This window comes from Nocardia seriolae NBRC 15557 (genome assembly GCF_007990715.1).
Classification (GTDB): domain Bacteria; phylum Actinomycetota; class Actinomycetes; order Mycobacteriales; family Mycobacteriaceae; genus Nocardia; species Nocardia seriolae.
In genome coordinates this window covers 1-23814 of sequence record NZ_BJWY01000017.1, presented here as the reverse complement: position 1 = coordinate 23814, position 23814 = coordinate 1, and the positions used below count along the sequence as shown (strand labels likewise).

General features: G+C 69.8%; 25 protein-coding genes, 1 pseudogene and 1 riboswitch. Of the genes and pseudogenes, 19 read left to right on the top strand and 7 right to left on the bottom strand.

The features are described 5' to 3' along the window. Positions 1-69 precede the first annotated feature (69 nt). The 5 genes from NS2_RS08100 (at position 70) to NS2_RS08080 (ending at position 5301) form a co-directional block, all read left to right on the top strand. Positions 70-1596: a TldD/PmbA family protein gene (locus tag NS2_RS08100; RefSeq protein WP_261772265.1), complete on the top strand. Its 1527-nt coding sequence runs from the start codon at positions 70-72 to the stop codon at positions 1594-1596. A 22-nt stretch (positions 1597-1618) separates the two neighbouring features. Further along, entirely contained in the window at positions 1619-3016 is a 1398-nt protein-coding gene (locus NS2_RS08095; RefSeq protein WP_033086702.1) for a TldD/PmbA family protein, read from the top strand. Positions 3017-3165: 149 nt separating this feature from the next. Next, complete coding sequence (locus tag NS2_RS08090) at positions 3166-3495, top strand: MFS transporter (protein ID WP_036551311.1); 330 nt, start codon at positions 3166-3168, stop codon at positions 3493-3495. 145 nt (positions 3496-3640) lie between these two features. Further along, positions 3641-4237, top strand: coding sequence for a dihydrofolate reductase family protein (locus tag NS2_RS08085; protein ID WP_033086704.1), 597 nt, complete (start codon positions 3641-3643; stop codon positions 4235-4237). 143 nt (positions 4238-4380) lie between these two features. Beyond that, positions 4381-5301, top strand: a complete 921-nt coding sequence (locus tag NS2_RS08080) for a S1C family serine protease (RefSeq protein WP_033086738.1) — start codon at positions 4381-4383, stop codon at positions 5299-5301. Here NS2_RS08080 and NS2_RS08075 read toward each other — a convergent pair whose 3' ends face one another. After that, a complete protein-coding gene (locus NS2_RS08075; protein ID WP_033086739.1) occupies positions 5302-5568 on the bottom strand; it encodes a helix-turn-helix domain-containing protein in 267 nt (88 codons plus the stop codon). It abuts the gene before it with no gap. Between the two features lie 79 nt (positions 5569-5647). Between NS2_RS08075 and map the strand changes: the two genes are divergently transcribed. Next, on the top strand, positions 5648-6415 hold the full coding sequence (gene map, locus NS2_RS08070) for a type I methionyl aminopeptidase (RefSeq protein ID WP_033086740.1): 768 nt from the start codon (positions 5648-5650) through the stop codon (positions 6413-6415). A gap of 61 nt (positions 6416-6476) precedes the next feature. Here map and NS2_RS08065 read toward each other — a convergent pair whose 3' ends face one another. Genes NS2_RS08065 through NS2_RS08055 form a run of 3 tightly spaced genes read right to left on the bottom strand, consistent with a single transcriptional unit; the run spans position 6477 to position 7929 of the window. After that, positions 6477-6875 (bottom strand): MFS transporter, encoded by a 399-nt coding sequence (locus NS2_RS08065; protein ID WP_036551314.1) that lies wholly within the window; start codon positions 6873-6875, stop codon positions 6477-6479. After that, positions 6872-7243 carry a hypothetical protein gene (locus NS2_RS08060; protein WP_143161335.1) on the bottom strand — a complete coding sequence of 124 codons (372 nt, stop codon included), beginning with the start codon at positions 7241-7243 and terminating at the stop codon, positions 6872-6874. The genes NS2_RS08065 and NS2_RS08060 overlap by 4 nt, the downstream gene beginning before the upstream one ends. After that, entirely contained in the window at positions 7240-7929 is a 690-nt protein-coding gene (locus tag NS2_RS08055) for a hypothetical protein (RefSeq protein ID WP_033086707.1), read from the bottom strand. Before NS2_RS08055 ends, NS2_RS08060 begins: the two co-directional genes overlap by 4 nt. A gap of 122 nt (positions 7930-8051) precedes the next feature. Here NS2_RS08055 and NS2_RS08050 point away from each other — a divergent pair, with 122 nt between their 5' ends. The 3 genes and pseudogenes from NS2_RS08050 to NS2_RS08040 all read left to right on the top strand — a co-directional run bounded on the left by NS2_RS08050 (position 8052) and on the right by NS2_RS08040 (position 9812). Beyond that, complete coding sequence (locus NS2_RS08050; protein ID WP_033086708.1) at positions 8052-8513, top strand: MarR family winged helix-turn-helix transcriptional regulator; 462 nt, start codon at positions 8052-8054, stop codon at positions 8511-8513. Positions 8514-8628: 115 nt separating this feature from the next. Next, complete coding sequence (locus NS2_RS08045; RefSeq protein ID WP_081985758.1) at positions 8629-9291, top strand: TetR/AcrR family transcriptional regulator; 663 nt, start codon at positions 8629-8631, stop codon at positions 9289-9291. Between the two features lie 140 nt (positions 9292-9431). Beyond that, a pseudogene (locus tag NS2_RS08040) lies at positions 9432-9812 on the top strand (PPOX class F420-dependent oxidoreductase). A gap of 72 nt (positions 9813-9884) precedes the next feature. Here the strand turns inward: NS2_RS08040 and NS2_RS08035 are convergent. Continuing rightward, positions 9885-10424 carry a DUF8020 domain-containing protein gene (locus NS2_RS08035; RefSeq protein WP_033086709.1) on the bottom strand — a complete coding sequence of 180 codons (540 nt, stop codon included), beginning with the start codon at positions 10422-10424 and terminating at the stop codon, positions 9885-9887. A gap of 301 nt (positions 10425-10725) precedes the next feature. Then, positions 10726-14361: a cobaltochelatase subunit CobN gene (cobN, locus tag NS2_RS08030; protein WP_033086710.1), complete on the bottom strand. Its 3636-nt coding sequence runs from the start codon at positions 14359-14361 to the stop codon at positions 10726-10728. A gap of 43 nt (positions 14362-14404) precedes the next feature. Continuing rightward, positions 14405-14474: riboswitch (adenosylcobalamin-variant (AdoCbl-variant) riboswitch) on the bottom strand. 182 nt (positions 14475-14656) lie between these two features. Between cobN and NS2_RS08025 the strand changes: the two genes are divergently transcribed. The 3 genes from NS2_RS08025 (at position 14657) to NS2_RS35890 (ending at position 16991) form a co-directional block, all read left to right on the top strand. Beyond that, positions 14657-14911 carry a hypothetical protein gene (locus NS2_RS08025; protein ID WP_143161336.1) on the top strand — a complete coding sequence of 85 codons (255 nt, stop codon included), beginning with the start codon at positions 14657-14659 and terminating at the stop codon, positions 14909-14911. Between the two features lie 228 nt (positions 14912-15139). Beyond that, entirely contained in the window at positions 15140-16339 is a 1200-nt protein-coding gene (gene cobG / locus NS2_RS08020; protein ID WP_033086743.1) for a precorrin-3B synthase, read from the top strand. Positions 16340-16439: 100 nt separating this feature from the next. Continuing rightward, positions 16440-16991, top strand: a complete 552-nt coding sequence (locus NS2_RS35890) for a hypothetical protein (RefSeq protein WP_033086711.1) — start codon at positions 16440-16442, stop codon at positions 16989-16991. Here NS2_RS35890 and ddaH read toward each other — a convergent pair. Continuing rightward, on the bottom strand, positions 16960-17832 hold the full coding sequence (gene ddaH / locus NS2_RS08010) for a dimethylargininase (RefSeq protein WP_338037862.1): 873 nt from the start codon (positions 17830-17832) through the stop codon (positions 16960-16962). The two genes, NS2_RS35890 and ddaH, sit on opposite strands and share 32 nt — an antisense overlap. Positions 17833-17986: 154 nt before the next feature. On the opposite strand from ddaH, the gene NS2_RS08005 reads away from it, so the two are divergent. From NS2_RS08005 to NS2_RS07975, 7 genes are all read left to right on the top strand, one after another. Then, the gene (locus NS2_RS08005) at positions 17987-18424 is read left to right on the top strand and encodes an Lrp/AsnC family transcriptional regulator (protein WP_033086744.1); all 438 of its coding nucleotides are present in this window, start codon (positions 17987-17989) and stop codon (positions 18422-18424) included. A gap of 104 nt (positions 18425-18528) precedes the next feature. Further along, positions 18529-19164, top strand: coding sequence for a precorrin-8X methylmutase (locus tag NS2_RS08000; protein ID WP_033086745.1), 636 nt, complete (start codon positions 18529-18531; stop codon positions 19162-19164). Continuing rightward, positions 19161-20705 (top strand): precorrin-3B C(17)-methyltransferase, encoded by a 1545-nt coding sequence (cobJ, locus tag NS2_RS07995; protein WP_033086713.1) that lies wholly within the window; start codon positions 19161-19163, stop codon positions 20703-20705. Before NS2_RS08000 ends, cobJ begins: the two co-directional genes overlap by 4 nt. Positions 20706-20741: 36 nt before the next feature. After that, entirely contained in the window at positions 20742-21287 is a 546-nt protein-coding gene (locus NS2_RS07990; RefSeq protein ID WP_033086746.1) for a PadR family transcriptional regulator, read from the top strand. A gap of 267 nt (positions 21288-21554) precedes the next feature. Then, positions 21555-22253, top strand: coding sequence for a S1 family peptidase (locus NS2_RS07985; protein WP_033086714.1), 699 nt, complete (start codon positions 21555-21557; stop codon positions 22251-22253). A gap of 131 nt (positions 22254-22384) precedes the next feature. Continuing rightward, positions 22385-22840 (top strand): MarR family winged helix-turn-helix transcriptional regulator, encoded by a 456-nt coding sequence (locus tag NS2_RS07980; protein WP_200885910.1) that lies wholly within the window; start codon positions 22385-22387, stop codon positions 22838-22840. Positions 22841-23025: 185 nt separating this feature from the next. Further along, positions 23026-23811 (top strand): hypothetical protein, encoded by a 786-nt coding sequence (locus tag NS2_RS07975; protein WP_033086748.1) that lies wholly within the window; start codon positions 23026-23028, stop codon positions 23809-23811. Positions 23812-23814 lie beyond the last annotated feature (3 nt).

The following is a 23814-nucleotide window of genomic DNA, read 5'->3' as shown; positions in this document are numbered from 1 at the left end:
TGGCGTGAATTTCGATCCGACCGCGTGGTTTCTTGGCCCCTCGGCGTGTCGGCCTCTAGGTTGGATCGGGTGAGCATCGCAACCACCGTCGTGGACGAACAGTTCCGCGCGCTGCCGCTGGCCGCGCTCGCCGACGCCGCGCTGAGTGCGGCGCGGGCGGCCGGGGCCGAGTACGCCGACCTGCGCGTGCACCGACTTGTGCAGCAGTCCATCAGGTTGCGTGACGGGCGCGTCGAATCGGTGTCCGACGGCACCGATCTCGGGTTCGCGGTGCGCGTGATCGTCGACGGCACCTGGGGTTTCGCCTCGCATGCCGACCTCACCGCCGACACCGCCGCGCAGGTGGCCCGGCGCGCGGTGACCGTGGCGCGCACCCTGCGGGCACTCAACCGCGAACGCGTCGAACTGGCCGCCGAGCCGCGCTACGACGGCGTCGAGTACGTCTCCAGCTACGCGATCGACCCCTTCTCGGTGCCGACACCGGAGAAAGTGGCGCTGCTGCTGGACTATTCGGAGCGCCTGAAATCCGCCGACGGCGTCGATCACGTGACGGCGTCGGTGCTGCAGGTCAAGGAGCAGACCTTCTACGCCGACAGCTTCGGCTCCCGCATCACCCAGCAGCGCGTGCGCCTGCACCCCGAACTCGAGGCCATCACCGTGGCCCCGGCGGCGGGGGCGTTCGAGACCATGCGCACCCTGGCCGCCCCGGCCGGGCGCGGCTGGGAGTACGTGACCGGCGCGGACGGGACCTGGGACTGGGCGGGCGAACTCGCGCGCATCCCGCAGTGGCTGGCCGAGAAGGTGAAGGCCCCGACCGTGACGGCCGGGCCGACCGATCTGGTCATCGACCCGACGAACCTGTGGCTGACCATTCACGAATCCATCGGCCACGCCACCGAATACGACCGCGCCATCGGCTACGAATCCGCCTACGCGGGCACCTCTTTCGCCACGCCGGACAAGCTGGGCACCTTGAAGTACGGCACCCCGATCATGCACGTGACCGGCGACCGCACCCAGGAGCACGGCCTGGCCAGCGTCGGCTGGGACGACGAGGGCGTGGCCGGGCAGCGCTGGGATCTGGTGCGCGACGGCATCCTGGTCGGCTACCAGCTCGACCGGTCCTTCGCGCCGCGGCTGGGATTGGAACGCTCCAACGGCTGTTCCTACGCCGACTCCGCGCACCACGTGCCGATCCAGCGCATGGCCAATGTGTCGCTGCAACCAGATCCCGAGCACGACACCTCCACCGCCGAACTCATCTCGCGCGTGCAGGACGGCATCTACATCGTCGGCGACCGGTCGTGGTCGATCGATATGCAGCGCTACAACTTCCAGTTCACCGGCCAGCGCTTCTTCCGCATCCGCAACGGCGAATTGGCCGGGCAGCTGCGCGATGTCGCCTACCAGGCCACCACCACCGATTTCTGGGGGTCGATGGAAGCCGTCGGCGGGCCCTCGACCTGGGTGCTGGGCGGCGCGTTCAACTGCGGCAAGGCGCAACCGGGTCAGGTGGCGGCGGTCTCGCACGGCTGCCCCTCGGTGCTGGTGCGCGGCATCAATATTCTCAATACCCGCGCCGAGGCCGGACAGTAAGAAAGGACCGACAACGGTGAGTGTGCTCCCCGCCCCCGAGGTCGTCGAACGCGTGCTGCGGTCCTCGCGCGCCGACGAGGCCATCGTGATCGTCACCGACGCGCACGAGGCGTCGCTGCGCTGGGCCGGAAACTCCATGACCACCAACGGTTCAGCGGTGTCGCGGGAGTGGGCGGTCGTCTCGGTGTTCCGCGACGGGCCCGATGTCGCGCGCGTCGGCAGCGTGAGTTCCACCAGCGTGGACCCCGCCGACCTCGAATACGTGGTGCGGGCCAGCGAACAGGCCGCCCGCGCCGCCGAACCCGCGCGCGACGCCATGCCGCTGCTGGCCCCGGACGCGGTCGACGCCGACACCTTCGACCAGCTGCTGGACTGGGACGGCGAGCCCGCCACCACCGATATCGGCGTGTTCACCGCCCTCGCGGGCGATCTCGCCACCGGCTTCGACGGCGCGGACCGCCTCTACGGTTTCGCCCACCACCAGGTGCGCTCCACCTGGCTGGGCACCTCCACCGGGCTGCGCCGGCGCTGGGTGCAGCCCACCGGCTCGGTCGAGATCAACGGCAAGCGCGGCACCGGCGCGGAGCTGGCCAGCGCCTGGGTCGGCGCCGGCACCACCGATTTCGCCGATATCGACACCCCGGGCCTGCTGGCCGAGCTGTCGCGCCGGCTGGACTGGAGCAAGCGCCGCGTCGAGCTGCCCGCGGGCCGCTACGAGACCCTGCTCCCGCCCTCGGCGGTCGCCGACCTGATGATCTATATGGCCTGGACGATGGAGGGCCGCGGTGCCCACGAGGGCCACACCGCCTTCTCCCGCGCGGGCGGCACCCGAATCGGTGAGCGACTCACCGATTTTCCGCTCACCCTCTACTCCGACCCGAGCGCGGCGGGCCTGGAATACCGGCCGTTCGTGGCGACCTCGTCCTCGTCGGAAACGCTGTCGGTGTTCGACAACGGGCTCACCGCCCAGCGCACCGACTGGATCGGCGAGGGCGTCATCGAGTCCCTGGTCTACCCGCGCGCCACCGCCGCCGAATTCGACGCCCCCGTCACCGTTCCCGGCGAGAACCTGCTGATGACCGGCGGCAGCGACGCGAGTCTCGCGGACATGATCGCCCGCACCGAACGCGGGCTGCTGCTGACCTGCCTGTGGTACATCCGCGAGGTGGATCCGGCCACGCTGCTGCTCACCGGTCTCACCCGCGACGGCGTCTACCTGGTCGAGAACGGCGAAGTCACCGCCGCGGTCAACAACTTCCGCTTCAACGAGCGCCCGCTGGACCTGCTGCGCCGCGTCAGCGAGGCGGGCCGCACCGAGATCACGCTGCCGCGCGAGTGGAAGGACTGGTTCACCCGAACCGCCATGCCCGCCCTGCGCATCCCCGACTTCCACATGTCCTCGGTCAGCCAGGCCACCTAGCCGAGCCGCACACCTTGCAGCGCCGCCGGGCTCACTCCGCGGTGAGCCGGGCGGCCAGGGCGCGCTGGCGGGTGGTGGACCGCGCAGGAAGCGGATGACGGTCTCGAGTTCCTCGGTGCTGAAATCCTCGTAGTGCGAATGGACTGCGCGTGCCCAGTCCTAGAACAGGGGCCTGGCCGCTGGTACCGGGACTGCTGCTGGCCGGCGCCGGGCTCGGGTTCCTGGTGGTGCCGTTGGCCAATGTGGCGCTGTCCGCGGTGCCCGCCGAGACCGCCGGGGCCGGATCCGGAATCCTGTCCACCGCACAGCAATTCGGCGGTGCTCTGGGGGTGGCCGTGATCGGCACCGTGTTCTTCGACCACGCCTCGACCGGAATGGCGGACGGCGTCCACGCCGCCGCGCCCTGGATCGTGGGTGCCATGCTCGCCTGCGCGGGTCTGTGCGTGCTGCTCCCCCGGCACGCCACCCGTCACGACTGAACGACCGCGGGAGGCCCGTCGGGGCCTCCTCGCTTTCCGGGCGAATTCGCCTCGGCATCAACGATGATTTCCCGGTATCGGCTCCGACTTCATTGCAGAAGCAGCCCTTCGGCCGCTTCGTTCCCCACCGACAAGGAGTACGGCAATGAGCAAAGTGGTCACCGGCGCGAGCATGTCCCTGGACGGATTCATCGCCGGTCCCGGGGAAACCGGATTCGAGCACCTGTTCGCCTGGTACCAGAGCGGCGACGTCCCGATCCCCAGCACCCACCCCGAAATCCCGTTCAACCTCACCCGATCCGACGCCGACTATCTGCGCGCCTGGCTCGACACCGTCGGCGTCTACATCGTCGGCAAGCGACTGTTCACCCTGACCGACGGATGGGGCGGCATCCACCCGGCCGACAAGCCGATCGTGGTGGTCACCCACACCGTGCCCGAGCAGTGGATCGCCGATCACCCGGAAGCACCGTTCACCTTCGTCACCGGCGGGGTGAAGGCGGCCGTGGATGTCGCGCGCGGGATCGCGGGCGAGAAGCTGGTCGGGGTCAGCGGCGGCGATGTCGCGCGCCAATGCGTGGAACAGGGCCTGCTGGACGAGGTCTGGGTCGATCTGGTGCCGGTACTGCTGGGCGGCGGCGTCCCGCTGCTGGGCGCGCTCGCCAATGCGCCGGTGCTGCTGGAGGCTCCGCAGATCGTGCCGGGCTCGCGCGTCACCCACCTGAAGTACCGCATCCGCTGATCCGGGTTGCGCCCTGGGCGAACCGGTTGTCGCGGCGGTCGTACCACGTGCATCCTGGTGGCAGGGAATGTAATCATGTAATCGGGATGGTGGTCGTCGTGGACGACGAATCGATCGAGTCCCTCCCGCAGCCCGGCTTCGGGATCCCCGACGCGGCGGCGCTGGACTCCTACTCTCGCACGGTGATCGCCGTCGCGAAATCGGTCACCCCGCACGTGGCCAGCGTGCAGACCCGCCGCGGCGGCGGCTCGGCGGTGGCGTTCACCGACGACGGATTCCTGCTCACCCATGCCCACGTGGTCGGCGAGGCGAGCGGCGGGACCGTGGTGTTCGCCGACGGGCAGGAATCGAAATTCGATGTGGTGGGCGTGGATCCGCTCTCCGATCTCGCGGTGTTGCGGGCCCGCGCCGGGGCACCGGCGTCGGTGACGCTCGGTGACGCCGACCGCCTGGTCGTCGGCCAGCTGGTGGTGGCGGTGGGCAGTCCGCTGGGGCTGGCCGGGTCGGTGACGGCCGGGGTGGTCAGCGCCCTGGGCCGCTCGGTGCCGGTGGGCAATCGCCGCGCCGCCCGCGTCATCGAGGACGTGATCCAGACCGACGCCGCCCTCAACCCCGGCAATTCCGGTGGGGCGCTGGCCGATTCGGCCGGGCGCGTGGTGGGGGTGAACACCGCGGTCGCCGGGATCGGCCTGGGCCTGGCCATTCCGATCAATACCACCACCCGGCGCATCATCAGCACCCTGCTCACCGAGGGCCGGGTGCGGCGCGCCTACCTCGGGGTGGTCGGGGTGCCCGCGCCGCTGCCCAGCGCGGTGGCCGCGCGGACCGGGCAGGACGCCGGGCTGCGCATCGTCGAGGTGGTGCGCGGCGGACCGGCCGAGCGCGCCGGGCTCAAGCGCGGGGACCTGGTGTTGAGCATCGCGCGCACCGAGATCCGGGACGCGCAGGGCATTCAGCGGCAGTTGTTCGCCGACGCCATCGGCGCGTCGCTGCCGGTGACGGTGCTGCGCAATGGCGCGATGGTGGATGTGATCGCGGTGCCGGTCGAACTGACCGTCGACTGATCAGGACGCGGTGCGGTGCTCGCCGCCCGGCTGCCAGCTATCGGCCAGCTCGTCCAGGGGGATACCGAGGGTGCGGCTGAGCGCCACCACGGTCCCGAAGGCCGGGGTCGGCAGGCGGCCCGACTCGATCTTGCGCAGGGTCTCCGGCGAAATGCCCGCGCTCGCGGCCACTTCCAGGAGATCGCGGTTCGCGCGGGCGGCCCGCAGCGCGGCGCCCAGGCGGCGACCGGCCTCGAGCTGAGCGGGGGTGAGCGGCAGTCGAACCATGCCCGCCACCCTACGGTTGGTATTTAAATACCGCAACCCGCTATGGTCGGTATTAAAATACCGACGGATGGAGGTTGTCATGGTGGAGCTCAAGAGCCCGGCCGAGATCGAGAAGATGCGGGTCACCGGGCAGTTCGTGGCCGAGGTACTCGGTGAACTGGAGCAGCGTGCGCGGATCGGGGTGAACCTGCTCGAATTGGAAGCCATTGTGCGCGAGCGCATCCGCCGGCGCGGTGCGGTCTCCTGCTACTGGGACTACTCCCCCTCCTTCGGGCGCGGTCCCTTCCGCAACACCGTCTGCCTCTCGGTCAATGACGCCGTGCTGCACGGGCTCCCGTTCGACTACACGCTGCGCGACGGCGACGTGCTGACCATGGATCTGGCGGTGAGCATCGACGGCTGGGTCGCCGACTCCGCGGTCACGATCATCATCGGCACCCCCGACCCGGAGGACACGCGCCTGGTCCACGCCACCCGCGAGGCCCTCGACGCGGCCATCGCGGTCGCCCTGCCGGGCAACACCATCGGCGCTTTGTCGGCGGCCATCGCGGCGGTGGCCGACGCGAACGGCTACCCGATCAACACCGAATTCGGCGGTCACGGCCTGGGCCGCACCATGCACGAGGACCCCCCCGTCTCCAACCGCGGCCGCCCCGGCCGCGGCTTCCGCCTGCGCCCCGGCCTCACCCTCGCCATCGAACCCTGGTTCGCCCGCACCACCGACCGCGTCATCACCGACCCCGACGGCTGGACCCTGCGCTCCGCCGACGGCTCCCGCACCGCCCACTCCGAACACACCCTCGCCATCACCGACTCCGGCCCCCAGATCCTCACCCGCACCGCATGAACCCCCGGGCCACAGCATCGAAACCCCGGTCTCGCCGAACCCGCGACCCGCTTCGCTCGGTTCATCCGGGGATCGCCGCCCCGTCATCGATCATCTTCTGCTTCGCGGGCTTGATCATCGCCAATGCGATCACGATGCATACGGCGTAGATTCCGGCGGCGGCGAGGAATCCGGCGGAATACCCTTTGGTGAGCGCGTCTTTCAGCGGCGACATGGGCATGGCGTGACGAGTTGCCGAGGTGGCGATCGTGGCGAGCACGGCCAGACCCAGCGAGCTGCCGACCTGGCTTCCCGCGGTGAGCAGCGCGGAACCGATTCCGGCTTCGGAGGCGTCGATCCCACGCACACCGATGGTGGTGCTGATGACGGCGGTGACACCCAATCCGATGCCCGTGGCCAAGCTCGCGGGCAGGACGAAGGCGTAGATGTTCGTATCCGGGGAGAGGAAGACGAACATCATGAGACTGCCAGCGAGACCGCCCCGGCGACCAGCAGCGCGATGACCGTGCGATCTGTCCAGCCGTGCTCGGCGACGCGATTGACCGCGAAGATCAGGGAACCGACACCCAATGTCAAGGTGATCGCGCCGGGGAAATCGATGCCGACCCGCTCCCGCTCGCCTTCTTCCAGCACACCGACGCCGACGAGGATCGCCACCACCACGGGGATGTTCACCAACAGCACCCACCGCCAGTCGGCATAGGTGGTGAGTATCCCGCCGAGCAGTGACGCGACCCCGAACACCGCCAGCCCGACGCGGAAGACGTTCTTGCGCCCCGCGCGTCGCCCACCCGCCCGGCCACGAGACTGCCATCGGCCCTTTGTCACGAACGCTCGATGGACGAGCCGGTGTGCGTCGCCACCTGCTGGACTTCGGGAAGCCGCTGGTCGGCGACCGAGACCGGAGCCATCCTCACGACGGCCGTCGGCATTTCCCCGACCGTGAACACGTGCACCGAGTCGTCGATCCGCGCGGCCGTGAAGGCGGCTTCGGAGGGAATCTCGTCCGGGATCGCGATCGCGTGGTGGCCGGGCCGGAGTTCCCCATCGAACAGCACCGCCGACGTGCTCTTGGGCTCCGGGGGCTCGAACGAGGTGCCCCACCATGCCTCGACAGTGACGTGAGCGGCAGCGGCAAGGGTGATCAGCACCGATCGACGGGTGCTGTCGTAGCCGACTTCCGCACCCGGCGACGTGCCGGCGGCGGTAGCGGCTTCGGTCTGGGCCGCGATCAGCCCCGCCATGCCCGCGAGTCCCTGAACGAAGGTCACCGTGGGATTCAGTGCGGACACCTTCTCGCGAAGGAAGCGCTTCGTGTCCGCGGGAACCATCCCGCCGAAGACGAGGACATTCACGGCCGACACATCGTAGTCGTCGAGGACGTGGTCGAACCGATTCGTGGCGTCGGCCTCGTAGCCCCTGCCACGCAGGATGTCGGCCGCTTCGAGGAGCACGCTCGGGCTCCGGCCGACGATCAGCACACGCTCGGATCGGTGTGCGGGGGCGGCATTCATGGGGATCTCCTACCCGTATTGCAGAACTGGCGAACCACGATCGCTCGATCTTCGGGTGCACCAATGTTGGTGTGACCAACATATCAAATGTTGGCTGGGCCAACAAGTGCTAACCTCGGGTCATGCCGACCCGCCACGGTCAGTCCGACCGCACCCCCGACCGCATCACGAACCGCCCGACGTGGCTCGTCAGCCGGGCGTTCGCGCAGTCTTCGGCGCTGCTCGCGGCGGGCTTCGACGAGCACGGCGACGGACTGCGCGGCTACCACGACCGCCTGCTGGCCGCGCTCGAACAGTGGGGCCCGGCCAGTCAAGCCGACCTCGGGCGCAACACGGGGATCGACCGCAGCGATGTGACGGCGGCGCTGACCGAACTCGAAACCCGCGACCTCGTCGAGCGCCGCGTCGACCCCGAGAACAAGCGACGAAAGATCGTCACGATCACCCCCGCCGGCATCCGCGAAGTCGCCGCGCTCGACTCGATCGTCGACCAGGCCCAGAACCGCTTGCTCGCACCGCTCACCCCCGCACAGCAGCGCGAACTCGTCACCCTCCTGACCCTGCTCACGGCGCCGACCGACTGATCCGCCCCGCGCCGGATCCGCCGTGCGCCATCCCGATCCGGTGCCCGTACCGGCCGGGCCGGTCTCGGGTCCGGCCGGTGCTCGGGTGAAACATTCACTGGGAGATACTCATTCGATGGGTAACGACGACGCAGCGCCGAATGCCGAGGGCGGCGGCCGCGACACCGCGGCGGTGGCGCATCTCGAACTGTCCCAGCGACGCTTTCCCGAGGGCCAGCGCCGGATCTTCCTGGCGGCCATCGACGCCTTCTCCGAACGCGGTTTCCACGCCACCACCACCCGCGATATCGCGGCCCGCGCCGGGCTCAGCCCCGCGGGCCTGTATGTGCACTTCGGGTCGAAAGAGGAAGTGCTCTATCGCATCTCGATCTCGTCCATGCGCTTGACCCTGCAGGTCGCCACGGCCGCGGCCGCCGATCCGGGCACCGCCGCCACCCACCTGACCGCGGTCGTCCGCGACCTGACGGTGTGGCACGCCGAGCACGCCGCCTCGGTCAAGGTGGTCCTGCACCACCTCACCGACCTCACCCCCGAACACCGCTCCGAGGTCACCGACATCCAGCTCGCCATCCACCGCCTGGTCCGCGACCTGGTCGCGGACGGTGTGGCCGACGGCGACTTCGAAGTCACCGACACCCACGCCACCACCCTGGCCCTCATGTCCCTGTGCGTGGACACCGCCCGCTGGTACTCCCCCGACTACCGCCGCACCCCCGACCAGATCGGCGCCGACTACGCCACCCTGGCCCTGCGCATGGTCGGCGCGCGCCCGGCCTGATCTCCACCACGCCGCCGCGCTGTCCGCCTCGACGAGAGCGAAAGCCGCGCGGTGGTCGCGCCCGTCGAAACCTTCGACCCGATCCCCGGCGGTGCGGCGCGTGGGCCGCGCCGCGGGCGGGGAGCGGATAGGCTGCGGGCGTGGACAATACGTTCGAGCCGTTGGGCAAGGCGAACTATGTGCAGCTGACGACCTTCAAGAAGGACGGGACGGCGGTCGGGACGCCGGTGTGAGCGGTGCTCGACAACGGCCGCCTGTATGTCTGGACGGTGAGCGACAGCTGGAAGGTCAAGCGGGTGCGGCGCAATCCGGAGTGCACGGTGCAGCCGTGCGACTTCCGGGGCAAGACGCACGGTGACATCGTGAAGGGCAGCGCGACCGTCCTCGATGCCGCGGGCTCCGAACGGGTTCGCGATCTGATCAAGCGCCGCTACGGGATCATGGGCTGGGTGAGCATCACCCTCAGCAAGGTGCGGCGCGGCGATACCGGCACCATCGGGCTGGAAATCGTTCCGGCATAACCGGATTCGGGCGCACGCCCGCCGCCGAACCGACGGGGACCGGTCCGGCGGCGGGCGTGCGCACCTCCCTTGTTACGGCTGATCGCCGGCGATGATCGCCCCCAGCAGGCCGCCGACACCGCAGCCGACGATGGCTCCGACGATGAAGAAGAAGAATCCGATCACCGCCCCGACCACGCAGCCGATCAGCGCGCCCGCCACGATCGATCCGGCATTGGCCACGCTCTGCAAGGCCACGACCTGCGCGGTGGGCGTCACGATCTCGGCCCGATCCGCGGGCCGCACCGTCAGTTCGGTCCCGGCCGCGTTCACCTCGGGCACGACGGTGACCACGCGGTCGGCGGCCTGATAGACCAGTGGCAGCGCGCCGATGAGCTCACCCGAGGGCGCGATCACGTTCACCGCGCCACCGGCGAGCTCGAAGTGCCCGGCGGCGAGGGTGGTGGTGACGGCGCTACGATCCGGCGCGAGCGCGATGGAGTAGTCCACGCCCCGGTCGGCGCCGCTGATCCCGGGAGCGGCGATCGTGGGTTCGCCGTGTGCACTCACGGTGGCGATGCACAGCGCGGCGACGGAAAGTAAAGTGGTAGCGGCAATTCTGGCAATTCTCATGATGGTTCCCTGCAATCGAAGAGCCGATTCACCGCATGGCCGAGCAGGCAAATCCCGGAAGACCCGCCGAAAGCCCGCAATTCGATCGCGCGTACCCGATGACGCGGCAAATCGGGGAATTCCCAATTCGAATTATGAATCCCAATAACAACATTGGGCGACCCGACGTCTCCCCGAGTACGACGCCGGGACGATTCTCATGATCCTCTTAGGATCCGGCGCAGGGGAAGACCCAGGTGCCGGGGTTGTCCGCGTTTGTCCTGCGAGTCACCCCGACACGCCCCAACCGGCCGGAATTCGCCTATTCCAGTTCGCCTTCGGTTTCCAGATAGATCTGCCGCAGCCGATCCAGCGTGTCGGCCTCGGGCTGTTCCCAGAGTTTCCGCTCCGCCGCCTCCAGCAAACGCTCCGCAATACCGTGCAGCGCCCAGGGATTCGACTGCTCCATGAACTTCCGATTGGTCTCGTCGAATACGTAGGATTCCGCGAGCTTTTCGTACATCCAGTCGGCGACCACATTCGTGGTGGCGTCGTAGCCGAACAGGTAGTCCACCGTGGCGGCCATTTCGAACGCGCCCTTGTAACCGTGGCGGCGCATGGCCTCGAGCCAGCGCGGGTTCACCACGCGCGCCCGGAACACCCGGGCGGTCTCCTCGGACAGGGTGCGGGTGCGCACCGCGTCCGGGCGGGTGCTGTCGCCGATGTAGGCCTCGGGGTTCTTGCCGGTGAGCGCGCGCACCGCGGCCACCATGCCGCCGTGGTACTGGAAGTAGTCGTCGGAGTCGGCGATATCGTGCTCGCGGGTGTCGGTGTTCTTGGCCGCCACCGCGATTCGCCGATACGCGGTGCGCATGTCGTCGGCGGCGGGCGCGCCGTCGAGATCGCGGCCGTAGGCGAAACCGCCCCACGCGGTGTAGACCTGCGCCAGATCGTCGTCGGTGCGCCAGCTCTTGGAGTCGATCAGCTGCAGCAGGCCCGCGCCGTAGGTGCCCGGCTTGGAGCCGAAAATGCGTGTGGTGGAACGCCGTTCGTCGCCGTGCTCGGCCAGGTCGGCCTGGGCGTGGGCGCGCACGTAGTTGGATTCGGCCGGCTCGTCGAGCCCGGCGGCCAGCCGCACCGCATCGTCGAGCAGCGCCAGCACGTGCGGGAAGGCGTCGCGGAAGAAGCCGCTGATGCGCACGGTGACATCGATGCGCGGACGGCCCAGCTCCGCGAGGGAGATCGCCTCCAGGCGGGTGACGCGGCGGCTGGCCTCGTCCCACACCGGCCGCACGCCCAGCAGCGCGAACACCTCGGCGATATCGTCGCCGGAGGTCCGCATGGCCGAGGTGCCCCACACCGACAGGCCCACCGAGCGCGGGTACTCGCCGTGATCGGCCAGGTAGCGTTCCAGCAGCGAATCCGCCATGGCCTGACCGGTTTCCCACGCCAGCCGCGAGGGCACCGCCTTCGGATCGACCGAGTAGAAGTTGCGCCCGGTCGGCAGCACATTGATCAGCCCGCGCAGCGGTGAACCGCTCGGCCCGGCCGGAATGAAGCCACCGTTGAGCGCGTGCAGGATGCGCGCGATCTCCACACCGGTCTGCCGCAGCCGCGGCACCACCTCGGTCGCGGCGAAGCCCAGCACCTTGCGCACCTCGCCCAATCGGGCCGCGACATCGGTGATTCCGGCGTTGGCGGCGAGCTGGCCGCCCAGCACCGTCTCGGTGACGGGATCGATGGAGTCGACCTCCCAGTCGGCCTCCCCCATGGTCGCCACCAGCTCGCGCGCCAGCCGCTCGACGGCATCCACCTGTTCGCGGGCCTCGTCACCGGCTTCACTGAGCCCCAGCGCCTCTCGCAGGCCGGGCACATTGACCTCACCGCCCCACAGCTGCCGGGCGCGCAGCATGGCCAGCACCAGATCGACCTCGGCCTCCCCGGCCGGGGCCTGGCCCAGCACGTGCAGGCCATCGCGGATCTGCACGTCCTTGATCTCGCACAGCCAGCCGTCGACGTGCAGCAGCATGTCGTCGAAGGACTCCTCGTCCGGGCGCTCGGTCAGGCCCAGATCGTGGTCCATCTTGGCCGCGCGCATGAGCGTCCAGATCTGCTGGCGGATGGCGGGCAGCTTGGCCGGGTCCAGGGCGGAGATATTGGCGTGCTCGTCGAGCAGCTGCTCGAGACGCGAGATGTCGCCGTAGGTCTCGGCGCGCGCCATGGGCGGAATCAGGTGGTCGACGAGGGTGGCGTGGGCGCGGCGCTTGGCCTGGGTGCCCTCGCCGGGATCATTGACCAGGAACGGGTAGATCAGCGGCAGATCCCCGAGCGCGGCGTCGGTGCCGCAGGAGGCCGACATGCCGAGGGTCTTGCCCGGCAGCCACTCCAGATTGCCGTGCTTGCCCAGGTGCACGACGGCGTCGGCGGCGAAGCCCTCCGGGGCGGCCAGCCAGCGGTAGGCGGCCAGATAGTGGTGGCTCGGCGGCAGATCCGGGTCGTGGTAGATGGCCACCGGGTTCTCCCCGAACCCGCGCGGCGGCTGCACGATCAGCACCACATTGCCGAAACGCAGTGCGGCGATGACGATCTCGCCCTTCGGGTCGGCGGAACGGTCGACGTAGAGCTCGCCCGGCGGCGGCCCCCACGCCTCGACGACAGCCTCGCGCAGATCCTCCGGCAGGGTCTCGAACCACTGGCCGTAGAGGTCCGCGCCGATCCGAATCGGGTTGCCCTCGAGCTGTTCCGCGCTCAGCCAGTCCGGATCCTGCCCGCCCGCGGCGATGAGCGCGTGGATCAGCGCGTCCCCGTCACCCTGCTCCAGCCCGGGGATCTCTCCTTCGGCACCGAGATCGTAACCGGCCGAACGCATCTCGGTCAGCAGCCGAATGGCGCTGGCGGGGGTGTCGAGGCCGACGGCATTGCCGATGCGCGCGTGCTTGGTCGGGTAGGCCGAGAGCATGATCGCGATCTTCTTGCGCCCGGCCGGAATGTGGCGCAGCCGTGCGTATCGCACCGCGATGCCCGCCACCCGCGCCGACCGCTCCGGGTCGGGCACATAGGTCGACAGGCCGTCGGCGTCGAACTCCTTGAACGAGAACGGGACCGTGATGATGCGCCCGTCGAACTCCGGCACCGCCACCTGGGTGGCCACGTCCAGCGGCGAAAGGCCGTCGTCGTTGGCCGCCCACTGCTCCCGGCCGCTGGTGAGGCAGAGTCCCTGCAGGATAGGCACATCCAGGTCGGCGAGCGCGCCCACATCCCACGCCTCGTCATCGCCACCGGCCAAAGCGGTCGCGGGCTTGGTGCCACCGGCCGCCAGCACGGTCACCACCAGCGCGTCCACGGTGCGCAGCCGCGCCAGCAGTTCCGGTTCCGCGGTGCGCAGCGAGGCGCAGTACACCGGCAGCGCCCGCGCGCCCTTGTCCTCGATGGCCGCGCACAGCGCGTCGATGTAGCCGGTGTTCCCGGCCAGATGCTGGGCGCGGTAGTACACCACCGCGACCGTCGGCGCGTCCGCGGCGACCGGGCGCGAGTCCCGTTCCAGCTCACCCCAGCTCGGCATCTCCACCGGCGGCTCGAACCCGTGCCCGGTGAGCAGCACCGTGTCGGACAGGAAGTGGTGCAGCTGCAGCAGGTTCCGCGGCCCGCCCGCCGCCAGGTAGTTGTGGGCGTCCGCGGCCACGCCGCCCGGCACCGTCGAGCACTCCATGAGCTCGGCGTCGGGCGCGATCTCGCCGCCCAGGGCCACCACGGGAATTCCGCTGGCCCGCACCGTCTCCAGCCCCGTCTCCCAGGCGCGCTTGCCGCCCAGGATGCGCACGATCACCAGCTCGACGCCGTCGAGCAGGCCCGGCAGGTCCGCGGGCAGCAGGCGCGCCGGATTCGCGAGCCAGTAGTCGGCCCCGCTGGCGCGCGCGCTCAGCAGATCGGTGTCGGAGGTGGACAGCAGCAGAATCAAGGTTCGGCCTTCCTAGGGTGACGCGCCCAGCACGGTTCGGCGCTCGCCGGAAGGTCTGACTGTCACAGTGGCGCGACCGCACCGGAATTGCACCGGTTTCTTCCGTTCGACGAGCTCGCCGATGCTATCGCGCCCGGTCGGCGCCGCCGTCAACGCGCCCGGATCACAGTGCGGCAAAGGCTCGTCCACGAGCCTGGGAGACCGTCCGATCTGCCCGTATGCTGCCCGTATGCCAACCACTCCAGGATGGGTCAGGCGGAATCGCTTTGCTGCCTGGTCGGGATACTTTTGCGCATTGGTTGCTTTCGCAACGCTGGCCATGGCCCTCACGGCCGCCGGCTCCGGTCACACGCAGTGGGCCATGCTCGCCGGCATCATCTGCGCCGCCACGGTCCTCTTCGGCATCACGGTCATGACCACCACCGTCCACCGCGACCACGTCGAACACCACAACGCCCCCAGCCTCCTCAACGACACCTGGGAAACCACCCCCGCCTTCGCCCGCCGCCGCGGCGCCCCCAAGGCAATAGAACCCCACCGCATGCGCTGACCCAACCCGAAAACCCCCTCCCCCAAGAGATTCCGGAGCCTGGCTCCGGAATCTCTTCATGTCGCCGCCTGACTCTGCTCGTCGCCGCTCCCCCTCCTTGCATGGGAGGTTAGAGGCTGGCGAGAGAAACATGCTTAGATTGCAATATCTATAGATGAAGATACTCATGATGGATGGCGTCCGGCCTCGGATGCCGGGGCTCAGCGGGCTCCGTAGGCTGGGGTGGTCATGACGCGAACCGAACCCGATTCCTGCCCGGGCGTGCTGCGCCTGCACGAAGCAGCCGATGGTCCCCTCGCCCGCATTCGGGTGCCGGGTGGGCGGCTCTCCCCCGAGCAACTCCAGGCCCTGGCCGCGGCGGCCGTCGAATTGGGCGACGGCAATATCGAACTCACCTCGCGGGGCAATGTGCAGTTCCGGCGGGTGCGCGATGCCGCGGCGTTGAGCGAGCGGCTCACCGCGGCGGGGTTGTTGCCCAGCGCCACCCACGAGCGAGTTCGCAATATCATCGCCTCGCCGCTGTCGGGGCGGGTCGGCGGTTGGACCGATGTGCATCCGCTGGTTCCGGCGCTCGACGAGGGTTTGCGCGCACGGCCGCAACTGGCACAGCTGCCGGGCCGCGTGTTGTTCACCCTCGATGACGGGCGCGGCGATGTCAGCGGCCTGGGCGGCGATATCGGGGTGCACGCCGTCGACGAGAACACCTACGCACTCCTGTTGGCGGGCAAGGACACCGGGGTGCGGGTGCCCGCCGCCGAGGCGGTCGATCTCATGCTCGCGGCCGCGCACGGCTTCCTGGAGTTGCGCGACGGCCAGTGGCGGCTGCACGAGATCCCGGACGGCGGCGCCCGGCTGACCGAGCACCTGCTGACCACCCGCCCCGGCCTCGAGGCCGCCGGCGAAACTCTGGAAATGGCCGCGCGCCAGGACATTCCGATCGGCTGGCTGAATCCGGACGACGAGCGGGTGGCGCTCGGCGCGGGCGTGCGCCTGGGCTCGCTGCCCGCCCGCACCGCCGAATTCATCGCCGCCGTCGAGCGTCCGGTCTTCGTCACCCCGTGGCGCAGCCTTGTCATCACCGATCTCGACGAGTGGGCGGCCGAACAGGTGGTCCGCGTCCTCGCCCCCATGGACCTGATCTTCGACGCCAACTCCCCCTGGCTGCTGGTCAGCGCCTGCGCGGGCCGCCCCGGCTGCGCGAAATCGCTCACCGATGTCCGCGCCGACGCCGCCGAGGCCGTCGATTCCGGCCGCGTGGTCCCCACCGGCGCACCGCAATTCGCCCGCGCGGGCCTAGACTCCGACGAGATCGTAGCCGCGGGCCGCCAACACTGGTCCGGCTGCGACCGCCGCTGCGGCCGCCCCAAGGGTGAGGTCACCGACATCATCGCCACCGTCGACGGCTACCGGATCCGCCCCGCCGACTGACCGGCACCGCCCAGTTACCCGCCTGAGCCGTGCGCTGGCTACCCACGGGGGTGCACAGTGGTTATCCAGAGCAGCGGCGAGTCGGAGGTGGGAGGCGGCCATGACGTTTGCGAGGCTCAGCGATGGTCAGATCGCGGCGATGTCGGATGAGGAGCGGCGGGCGCTGATCCGGCGGTTGCAGCCGCCGCCGGAGCGGGTGCTGCCGCGGCCGGAGGTGGTGCGGGTGCATCGGCGGGTTCGGCTGGCGCTCATGGTCGGCGGTTGTATCGCCCTGATTCCGTGGATCGTGTATCTGGGTTTCTCGTTGCCGGCCGAGTATCACGCCCGGCACTGGTCGATGGCGTGGATCGGGTTCGACATTCTGCTGGTGCTGATGATGGCGACCACCGCCTATCTGGGCTGGCGGCGGCGGGTCGCGCTCATCCTTCCGGCCTTCGGCACCGGGTTGCTGCTGCTCGTGGACGCCTGGTTCGACATCGTGACCGCCGATGCCGGGGACATGTGGGTGTCGATCGGCACCGCCATCCTCGGCGAGGTTCCGCTGGCGGTGCTCCAGATCAGTGGCGCGATCATGCTGTTGCGCTTCCTGATTCTGGCGCACCCGCTGCACGATCCGGCGGTCAGTCCGCTGCGGACCCGGCTGCCGTTCTGACCCGGTGCAGTTCGAGCGTGCAGCATTTCACGCTGCCGCCCGCCTTGAGCAGTTCCGACAGATCGATGCCGACCGGCTCGTAGCCGCGCTCGCGCAGCTGCCCGGCGAGCGCGGTGGCCTTCTCGGTGAGGAAGACGTGGTAGCCGTCGCAGACGCCGTTGAGGCCCAGCACGTTCGCGTCCTCGTCGGTGGCGATGACGGCGTCCGGGTAGAGGTTCGCGAGCAGCCGCGCGCTGGGTCCGCTGAACGCGGCCGGGTAGTAGGCGATGGTGTCGCCGAGCACCATGAGCGCGGTGTCGAGGTGGTAGAAGCGCGGATCCACCAGATCCAGTGAGACGACCGGCAATCCGAAGAACTCGGCGACCTCCTCATGAGCGCCACGGGCGCTGCGGAAGCCGGTTCCGGCCAGGATGCGATCCCCGGCGATGGCGAAATCGCCTTCGCCCTCGTTGGTTTCGCGGGCGGCGGTCACGGCGGCGAAGCCCCGCGCGGCCATCCAGTCGTGATAGGCCGGACCTTCCTGCGCGCGTTCGGGATTGGCGAAGCGCGCCGAGAGCGCCCGGTCACCGAGGACGAGCCCGCCATTGGCGGCGAAGACCATATCCGGCAGTCCCGCAACGGGATCGATGACCTCGACCCGATGCCCGTGCGCCTCGTAGACGGCGCGCAGCGTGTCCCACTGGGCCAGCGCCAGGGCGCGGTTGACGGGGTCGGAGGTGTCCATCCACGGGTTGATGGCGTAGGTGACGTCGAAGTGTTCCGGACGGCACATGAGGTAGCGGCGGGGTACGGGCCGACGAGCGGCGGGATCGCGGGCGGGCAAGGTGGCTACGGACGTCAACGAGACTCCCTCGGATGCGCGCGGACGGGGCTGAGCTGAAGGTATGTGGCGTACCGTTGCGCAGGAAATAGCGATTCGTTGCGTTGATCATGCTTTCAACAGCGATTTGTTGCGTGACGGCGCCATGACCGCACGATTGCGAAAGGAACGACCCGTGGATGATCTCGATCGGCGGATCCTGGCCCACCTGCTCGAGCACGCGCGCGCCTCGTTCCAGGAGATCGGGGCGGCCGTCGGGCTGTCCGCGCCCGCGGTCAAACGCCGGGTGGACAAGATGGTGGCGGGCGGGCAGATCACCGGGGTCACGGCGGTGGTGAATCCGGCGGCGCTCGGCTGGCGCACCGAGGCGTATGTCGAAGTCTTCTACCGCGACAACATCTCCCCCGCCGAGCTGCGCCGCGGACTGGAACCGATCCCCCAGGTGGTCGGGGTGTGGACGATCGCGGGCGAGGCCGACGCCCTGGTGCACGTCATGGCCACCGATATGGCCGAGATCGAGGCCACGGTCGAGCGGATCCGCGAGAACACGCGGGTCGGGCGCACCCGGAGCAATATCGTGATGTCCCGTCTGCTCGAGCGGCCGCGCACCTGAGCGGCCTGCCCGAACCCCGAATTGCCTGCCCGAACGGGAGGCGCTGTGGCCGGGCGCACTACCCGATCGGTGCCGCTGCGACGGCGAAATCTAGGGTGGACACCATGTCCGACGTGCGTACCAGCTACCTCACCGACGGGGCCGAGATCTATCGGCGCTCGTTCGCGACCATTCGGGCCGAGGCCGATCTGGCCCGGTTTCCGGCGGATGTGTCGCAGGTGGTGGTGCGGATGATCCACGCCTGCGGGCAGGTGGATCTGGCCGGGGACGTGGAGTTCAGCACGGATGTGGTGGCCAAGGCGCGGGCGGCGCTCGAGTCCGGCGCGCCGATTCTGTGCGACGCCAACATGGTTGCCTCGGGAGTCACGCGCAAGCGGTTGCCCGCCGACAACGAGGTGCTGTGCCTGCTCGCGGATCCGCGGGTGCCCGAGCTGGCGGCCCGGATCGGGAACACCAGATCGGCTGCGGCGCTCGAACTCTGGAGCGACCGTCTCGACGGCGCGGTGGTGGCCATCGGCAATGCGCCGACCGCGCTGTTCCACCTGCTGGATCTGCTGGACGCCGGCGCGCCCCGCCCGGCGGCGGTGCTCGGCATTCCGGTCGGTTTCATCGGGGCCGCGGAATCCAAGCAGGCGCTGGCCGAATACGGCGGCGTCGCATTCCTGACCGTGCGGGGCCGGCGCGGCGGCAGCGCGATCACCGCCGCCGCCCTCAATGCGATTGCGAGAGAACAAGAATGAGCAAGCTCTGGGGTGTCGGGCTGGGGCCCGGCGATCCGGAACTGGTGACGGTCAAGGCCGCCCGCGTCATCGGCGAGGCCGACGTCATCGCCTTCCACAGCGCCCGCCACGGCCGCAGCATCTCGCGCGCCATCGCCGCCCCCTACATGCGGCCCGGCCAGCTCGAGGAGCACCTGGTCTACCCGGTGACCACCGAGACCACCGACCATCCCGGCGGCTACCAGGGCGCGATCGACGAATTCTACGAGCGCGCAGCGGCTCTGCTCGCCGAGCACCTGGCCGCGGGCCGCACCGTGGCCCTGCTCGCGGCCGGTGACCCGCTGTTCTACAGCTCCTTCATGCACATGCACCGCCGCCTGGCCGACCGCTTCGACACCGAGATCATCCCCGGCGTCACCTCGGTCAGCGCCGCCTCCGCCGCCCTGGGCACCCCCCTGGTCGAGGGCGACCAGGTCCTGACCGTCCTGCCCGGCACCCTGCCCGCCGAGGAACTCACCCGCCGCCTGCGCGAAACCGACGCCGCCGCGATCATGAAGCTCGGCCGCACCTACCCCGGTGTCCGCCAGTCCCTTTCCGACTCCGGCCGCCTCGCCGACGCCTACTACGTCGAACGCGCCAGCTCCACCCGCCAGCGCGTCCTGCGCGCCGCCGACGTCGACGACGCCGACGTCCCCTACTTCGCGATCACCCTCGTCCCCGGCCCCGCCCCGGCCACCCGCATCCCGCTGACGACCCCGGACGCCGCGGCGGACTCCGCCCCGGCCGCGTCGAATCCGGTTCGGGCGCAGGCGCGCTCGGTGGGAGAGTTAGTTGTCGTCGGTTTGGGTCCGGGTGACGAGGGGTGGACGACGCCGGAGGTGGCGCGGGCGCTGGCCGAGGCGACCGATATCGTCGGGTATACGACCTATGTGAATCGGGTGCCGGTGCGGGCGGGGCAGCGGCGGCACGCCAGTGACAATCGGGTCGAATCCGAGCGGGCCGGAATGGCTTTGGATATGGCCAAGGGCGGGGCGAAGGTGGCCGTGGTGTCGTCGGGGGATCCCGGGGTGTTCGCCATGGCGGCGGCGGTGATCGAGGAATCGGCGGATCCGCAGTGGCGGGAGGTGCCGGTGCGGGTGCTGCCGGGAGTGACCGCGGCCAGTGCGGTGGCCAGCCGGATGGGTGCGCCGCTGGGGCACGATTTCGCCATGATCTCGCTCTCGGATCGGCTCAAGCCGTGGGAGACGGTGGCGCAACGGATTTCGGCGGTGGCGTCGGCGGATATGGCGTTCGCCGTGTACAACCCGGCGTCGTCGCAGCGGCGCTGGCAGGTGGCGGCCATGCGGGAGCTGGTGCTCGAGCATCGCAAGCCGGAGACGCCGGTGGTGATCGGGCGCGACGTGGGCGGGCCGACCGAGTCGGTGCGGGTGGTGACCCTGGCCGAACTGGATCCCGCCGAGGTGGATATGCGCACCCTGCTCATCGTGGGCGCCTCCACCACCACGGTGTTCGACGCGGCCGGTGGCCCCCGGGTGTTCACCTCGCGCCGCTACGGAGACTAATATTCCACTGTAGAACGTGGCTTGAAAGGAGTGCCGGTGCCCGAAGACAATGCTCGACGCCCGCTCAACTCGACGGCCGCGTCGCTACTCGGATTCCTACACCGGGGCGAAATGTCCGGGTGGGATCTGGTGGCCGCGGCCCAGGAGCGCATCGGCGACTTCTGGACCATCACCCAGAGCCAGGTCTATCGCGAACTGGCCACCATGCACCAGCTCGGACTCGTCGAGAAGGGCGCGTCCGGCGCCCGCGACCGCACCCCCTACCGCATCACCGAGGGCGGGCGGGAGGCGTTCGCGGAGTGGATCGCCCGCGATCCCGGCGCGGAGACCATCCGGGTGCCGCTGCTGCTGACCCTGTCCTTCGGCGAGTTCGTGGACCCCAAGCGGCTCGAGCGCATTGTCGCCACCAACCGCGTCGTCCACGAGCAGCGGCTGTCCGGCTACCTCTCCGGGCAGGACGAACAGCGCATGTCGCCGTTCGAGCGCGCCACCCTCGACTTCGGCATCCGCTACGAGCGCGCCGTGCTGGAGTGGTTCGACCGCCTGCCCGAGCTGCTGGACCGCACCAGCCGCCTGTCCTGACCGGATGCCGCGGGGTCGCTGATTCGCACCGGGTGCGCCGGTAACGATTCCGCGACGCCGCGGCCCGCCGACTGCGGGTCGCGCCTCGACGTTCCGTCGAATTCCCCAGCACCCCGGGCATTCATGCCCGTGGCCGAGGATCACCGCTGGTCGTGACCGAATCTTGACCCGAGGGTGACGGCACTCACAACGCCTTCCCTTCGGTCGGAGCCACCGGCAATCCTCGTCCAACACGCATTCGCGGGAAATTCGCCGAGGAGCAGACCCATGGGTATTCGCACGATTCTGGCCGTTGCCGCCGTCACACTCGGCGCGTCCGTCACCGCTGCCGCCGGTGCGCACGCCGCCGCGCCGGTACCGCTGGGCGGAGGTTCGGGCATCGTGCTCGGCAGCAATACAGCCTGCTCGCTGACCACCATCGGGCACGACGGCGCGGGGCGGCTGGTCGGGCTCACCGCCGGGCACTGCGCCCCGGCCGGTACCGTGGTCGCCGCCGAGAAGTTTCCCGCCGCAGGCCCATTGGGGACCGTCGCCTTCTCCACCGATGGCAGCGGCCTGGATTACGCGGTCATCGAATTCGACGCGGACAAGGTCGCCCCCGTCCGCACCGTCGGCGCGACGACCATCGCCGGACTGGCCCCGGCCCCCGGCCCGGGCGCCCAGGTCTGCACCGACGGCCGCACCACCGGATTCAATTGCAGCCTCAACTGGGGCCCCTTCGCCGACGTCAGCCTCGACCAGACCTGTTCCAATCACGGCGATTCCGGCGGCCCCGTCACCGCGGGCGACCGCCTGGTCGGCATGTTGCAGGGCATGCTGATCGGCGCCGACGGCGTGCGCTTCGATCTGCCCTGCCTCACCGCCGCGTTCCCGATCCATTCGCCGACCTACTACCGGCCCATCGACCAGATCCTCGCCGCGGTGAACGCGTCCGGCGGCCCGGGCAGCGGATACCAGCCCATCTGACCGATGCCCCCGTGCCCGCCATCACACCCAGTGGAGCGACCATGCGCGGAAGGACCCTCGCCCTCGCGGTGAGCACGGCGGTGGTCGCGACCGACAAGCCTGATATCGGGTCCGCTTAGACTGTCCCGGTGGTGAGTAGGGGTCGAGCGGTGGTCGTGGCGGTCGGCCCGCAGCTCGCCGTTCTACTCGGCCCGTTGCGCCGGGTGGTGTTGCGCCGGACCCGTGCGGCCGCGGATCTGCCCGAGTTGCCCGAAGCGCAAATCGAATTGCTGCGGTTACTGGTGGCCACCGGCGGGATCGCACCGCGCGAGGCCGCGGAACTCCTGCGGGTCGCGCCCTCGACGGTGAGCAACCTCGTGCGCGCCTTGACGCAGGCGGATCTGGTCGAACGCCGCCCGTCCGATACCGACGGACGGGCGGTGCTGCTCACCGCTTCGGCCGAGGCTCGCGCGCGGCTGGATCGCTACGACCGGGCCAGCGCCATCGTCCTGAGTGACGCTGTGGCGCAACTCGCTCCCGCGGATCGCCGCGCGCTCGAACGCGCGTTGCCCGCACTGTCGCGGTTGCTGGACGTCCTGAGCGAGTAGCGCCGCCCGCCCGGTGCGAACCCGGCCGGAACGGATCATCCCGAAACATCGGCACGGGACCGCACCCTGTGCGAAAGTACTTTTGTTACAAAATCACTTTCGCCGGACTCCGGCACTCGAACGGAAGACGGCGCGCGATGCGGCGAAGCAGCACAGGATCTTTGGCGATCTGCCTCGGACTGACGATGGGCCTGCTCAGCGCGGGATCACCCGCGGCCGGTGCGGACAACGGCGCACCGGATCGGGCCGAAACTGCGGTCCACACCGGATCATCCATCACCTCCGTCACCGAATCCGTAGTACGCGTGCATATCCCGCTTCCCGACTCGGTCGGTCGACACCCCGCCGAGTGCGACTGGTTGTCGTATCTGCGATACCGCGACGCCGCCGGGCCCGCCGACTCCGCCGACGCGGACCGCGTGCTCGTCGCACAGCCCGGAATACTCGAGGGCGCGGGCGCTTTCGACAGCGTCGCGCGCAATACCGTGGCCGCGGCCGCACGCGACGGCCGCCACCTCGAATTCTGGGCGCTGGCCCGCCGCTCGAACTGCCTGAGCGATCACAGCGGCGTGCGCGCGGGGGCGGACGCGCACGACTACGACGTCGCGATCGACTACTACTACGGCCACCGCCCCGTCGACGGACACACCTTCGCGGGATTCGCCGACAACGCTCAGCTGAGCTGGCTGGCCGGGGTCGGCATCGAGCAGACCGTCTCCGATCAGTACCGGCTCATGGTGCACGAGCTGCCCGATCCCGGTGTGCGACAGCGGAAGACATTGTGCGGCGGCCATTCGCTGGGCGGGGTGGTGACCGCGTTCTTCGCCGACTCCGACTTCGACGGCCACCCCGGATACCAGCAGTGCTCGGGGTATTTCGCGCTCGACACCGCCATTTCCACCTCGCTGTCGATGCTGTCGGGGCTACCGCCGCTCTCGGCGATCCTGCCCGATCCGCTCGGGCTCGGCTAATAC

Bases quoted from the DNA above. Each gene is read 5' to 3' on its own strand.
- NS2_RS08085 (WP_033086704.1), top strand. From the start codon at position 3,641: ATGAGCAAAGTGGTCACCGGCGCGAGCATGTCCCTGGACGGATTCATC.
- NS2_RS08075 (WP_033086739.1), bottom strand. From the start codon at position 5,568: ATGGTTCGACTGCCGCTCACCCCCGCTCAGCTCGAGGCCGGTCGCCGC.
- map (WP_033086740.1), top strand. From the start codon at position 5,648: ATGGTGGAGCTCAAGAGCCCGGCCGAGATCGAGAAGATGCGGGTCACC.
- NS2_RS08065 (WP_036551314.1), bottom strand. From the start codon at position 6,875: ATGATGTTCGTCTTCCTCTCCCCGGATACGAACATCTACGCCTTCGTC.
- NS2_RS08055 (WP_033086707.1), bottom strand. From the start codon at position 7,929: ATGAATGCCGCCCCCGCACACCGATCCGAGCGTGTGCTGATCGTCGGC.
- NS2_RS08050 (WP_033086708.1), top strand. From the start codon at position 8,052: ATGCCGACCCGCCACGGTCAGTCCGACCGCACCCCCGACCGCATCACG.
- NS2_RS08045 (WP_081985758.1), top strand. From the start codon at position 8,629: ATGGGTAACGACGACGCAGCGCCGAATGCCGAGGGCGGCGGCCGCGAC.
- NS2_RS08035 (WP_033086709.1), bottom strand. From the start codon at position 10,424: ATGAGAATTGCCAGAATTGCCGCTACCACTTTACTTTCCGTCGCCGCG.
- cobG (WP_033086743.1), top strand. From the start codon at position 15,140: ATGACGCGAACCGAACCCGATTCCTGCCCGGGCGTGCTGCGCCTGCAC.
- NS2_RS35890 (WP_033086711.1), top strand. From the start codon at position 16,440: ATGACGTTTGCGAGGCTCAGCGATGGTCAGATCGCGGCGATGTCGGAT.
- NS2_RS08000 (WP_033086745.1), top strand. From the start codon at position 18,529: ATGTCCGACGTGCGTACCAGCTACCTCACCGACGGGGCCGAGATCTAT.
- cobJ (WP_033086713.1), top strand. From the start codon at position 19,161: ATGAGCAAGCTCTGGGGTGTCGGGCTGGGGCCCGGCGATCCGGAACTG.
- NS2_RS07985 (WP_033086714.1), top strand. From the start codon at position 21,555: ATGGGTATTCGCACGATTCTGGCCGTTGCCGCCGTCACACTCGGCGCG.
- NS2_RS07975 (WP_033086748.1), top strand. From the start codon at position 23,026: ATGGGCCTGCTCAGCGCGGGATCACCCGCGGCCGGTGCGGACAACGGC.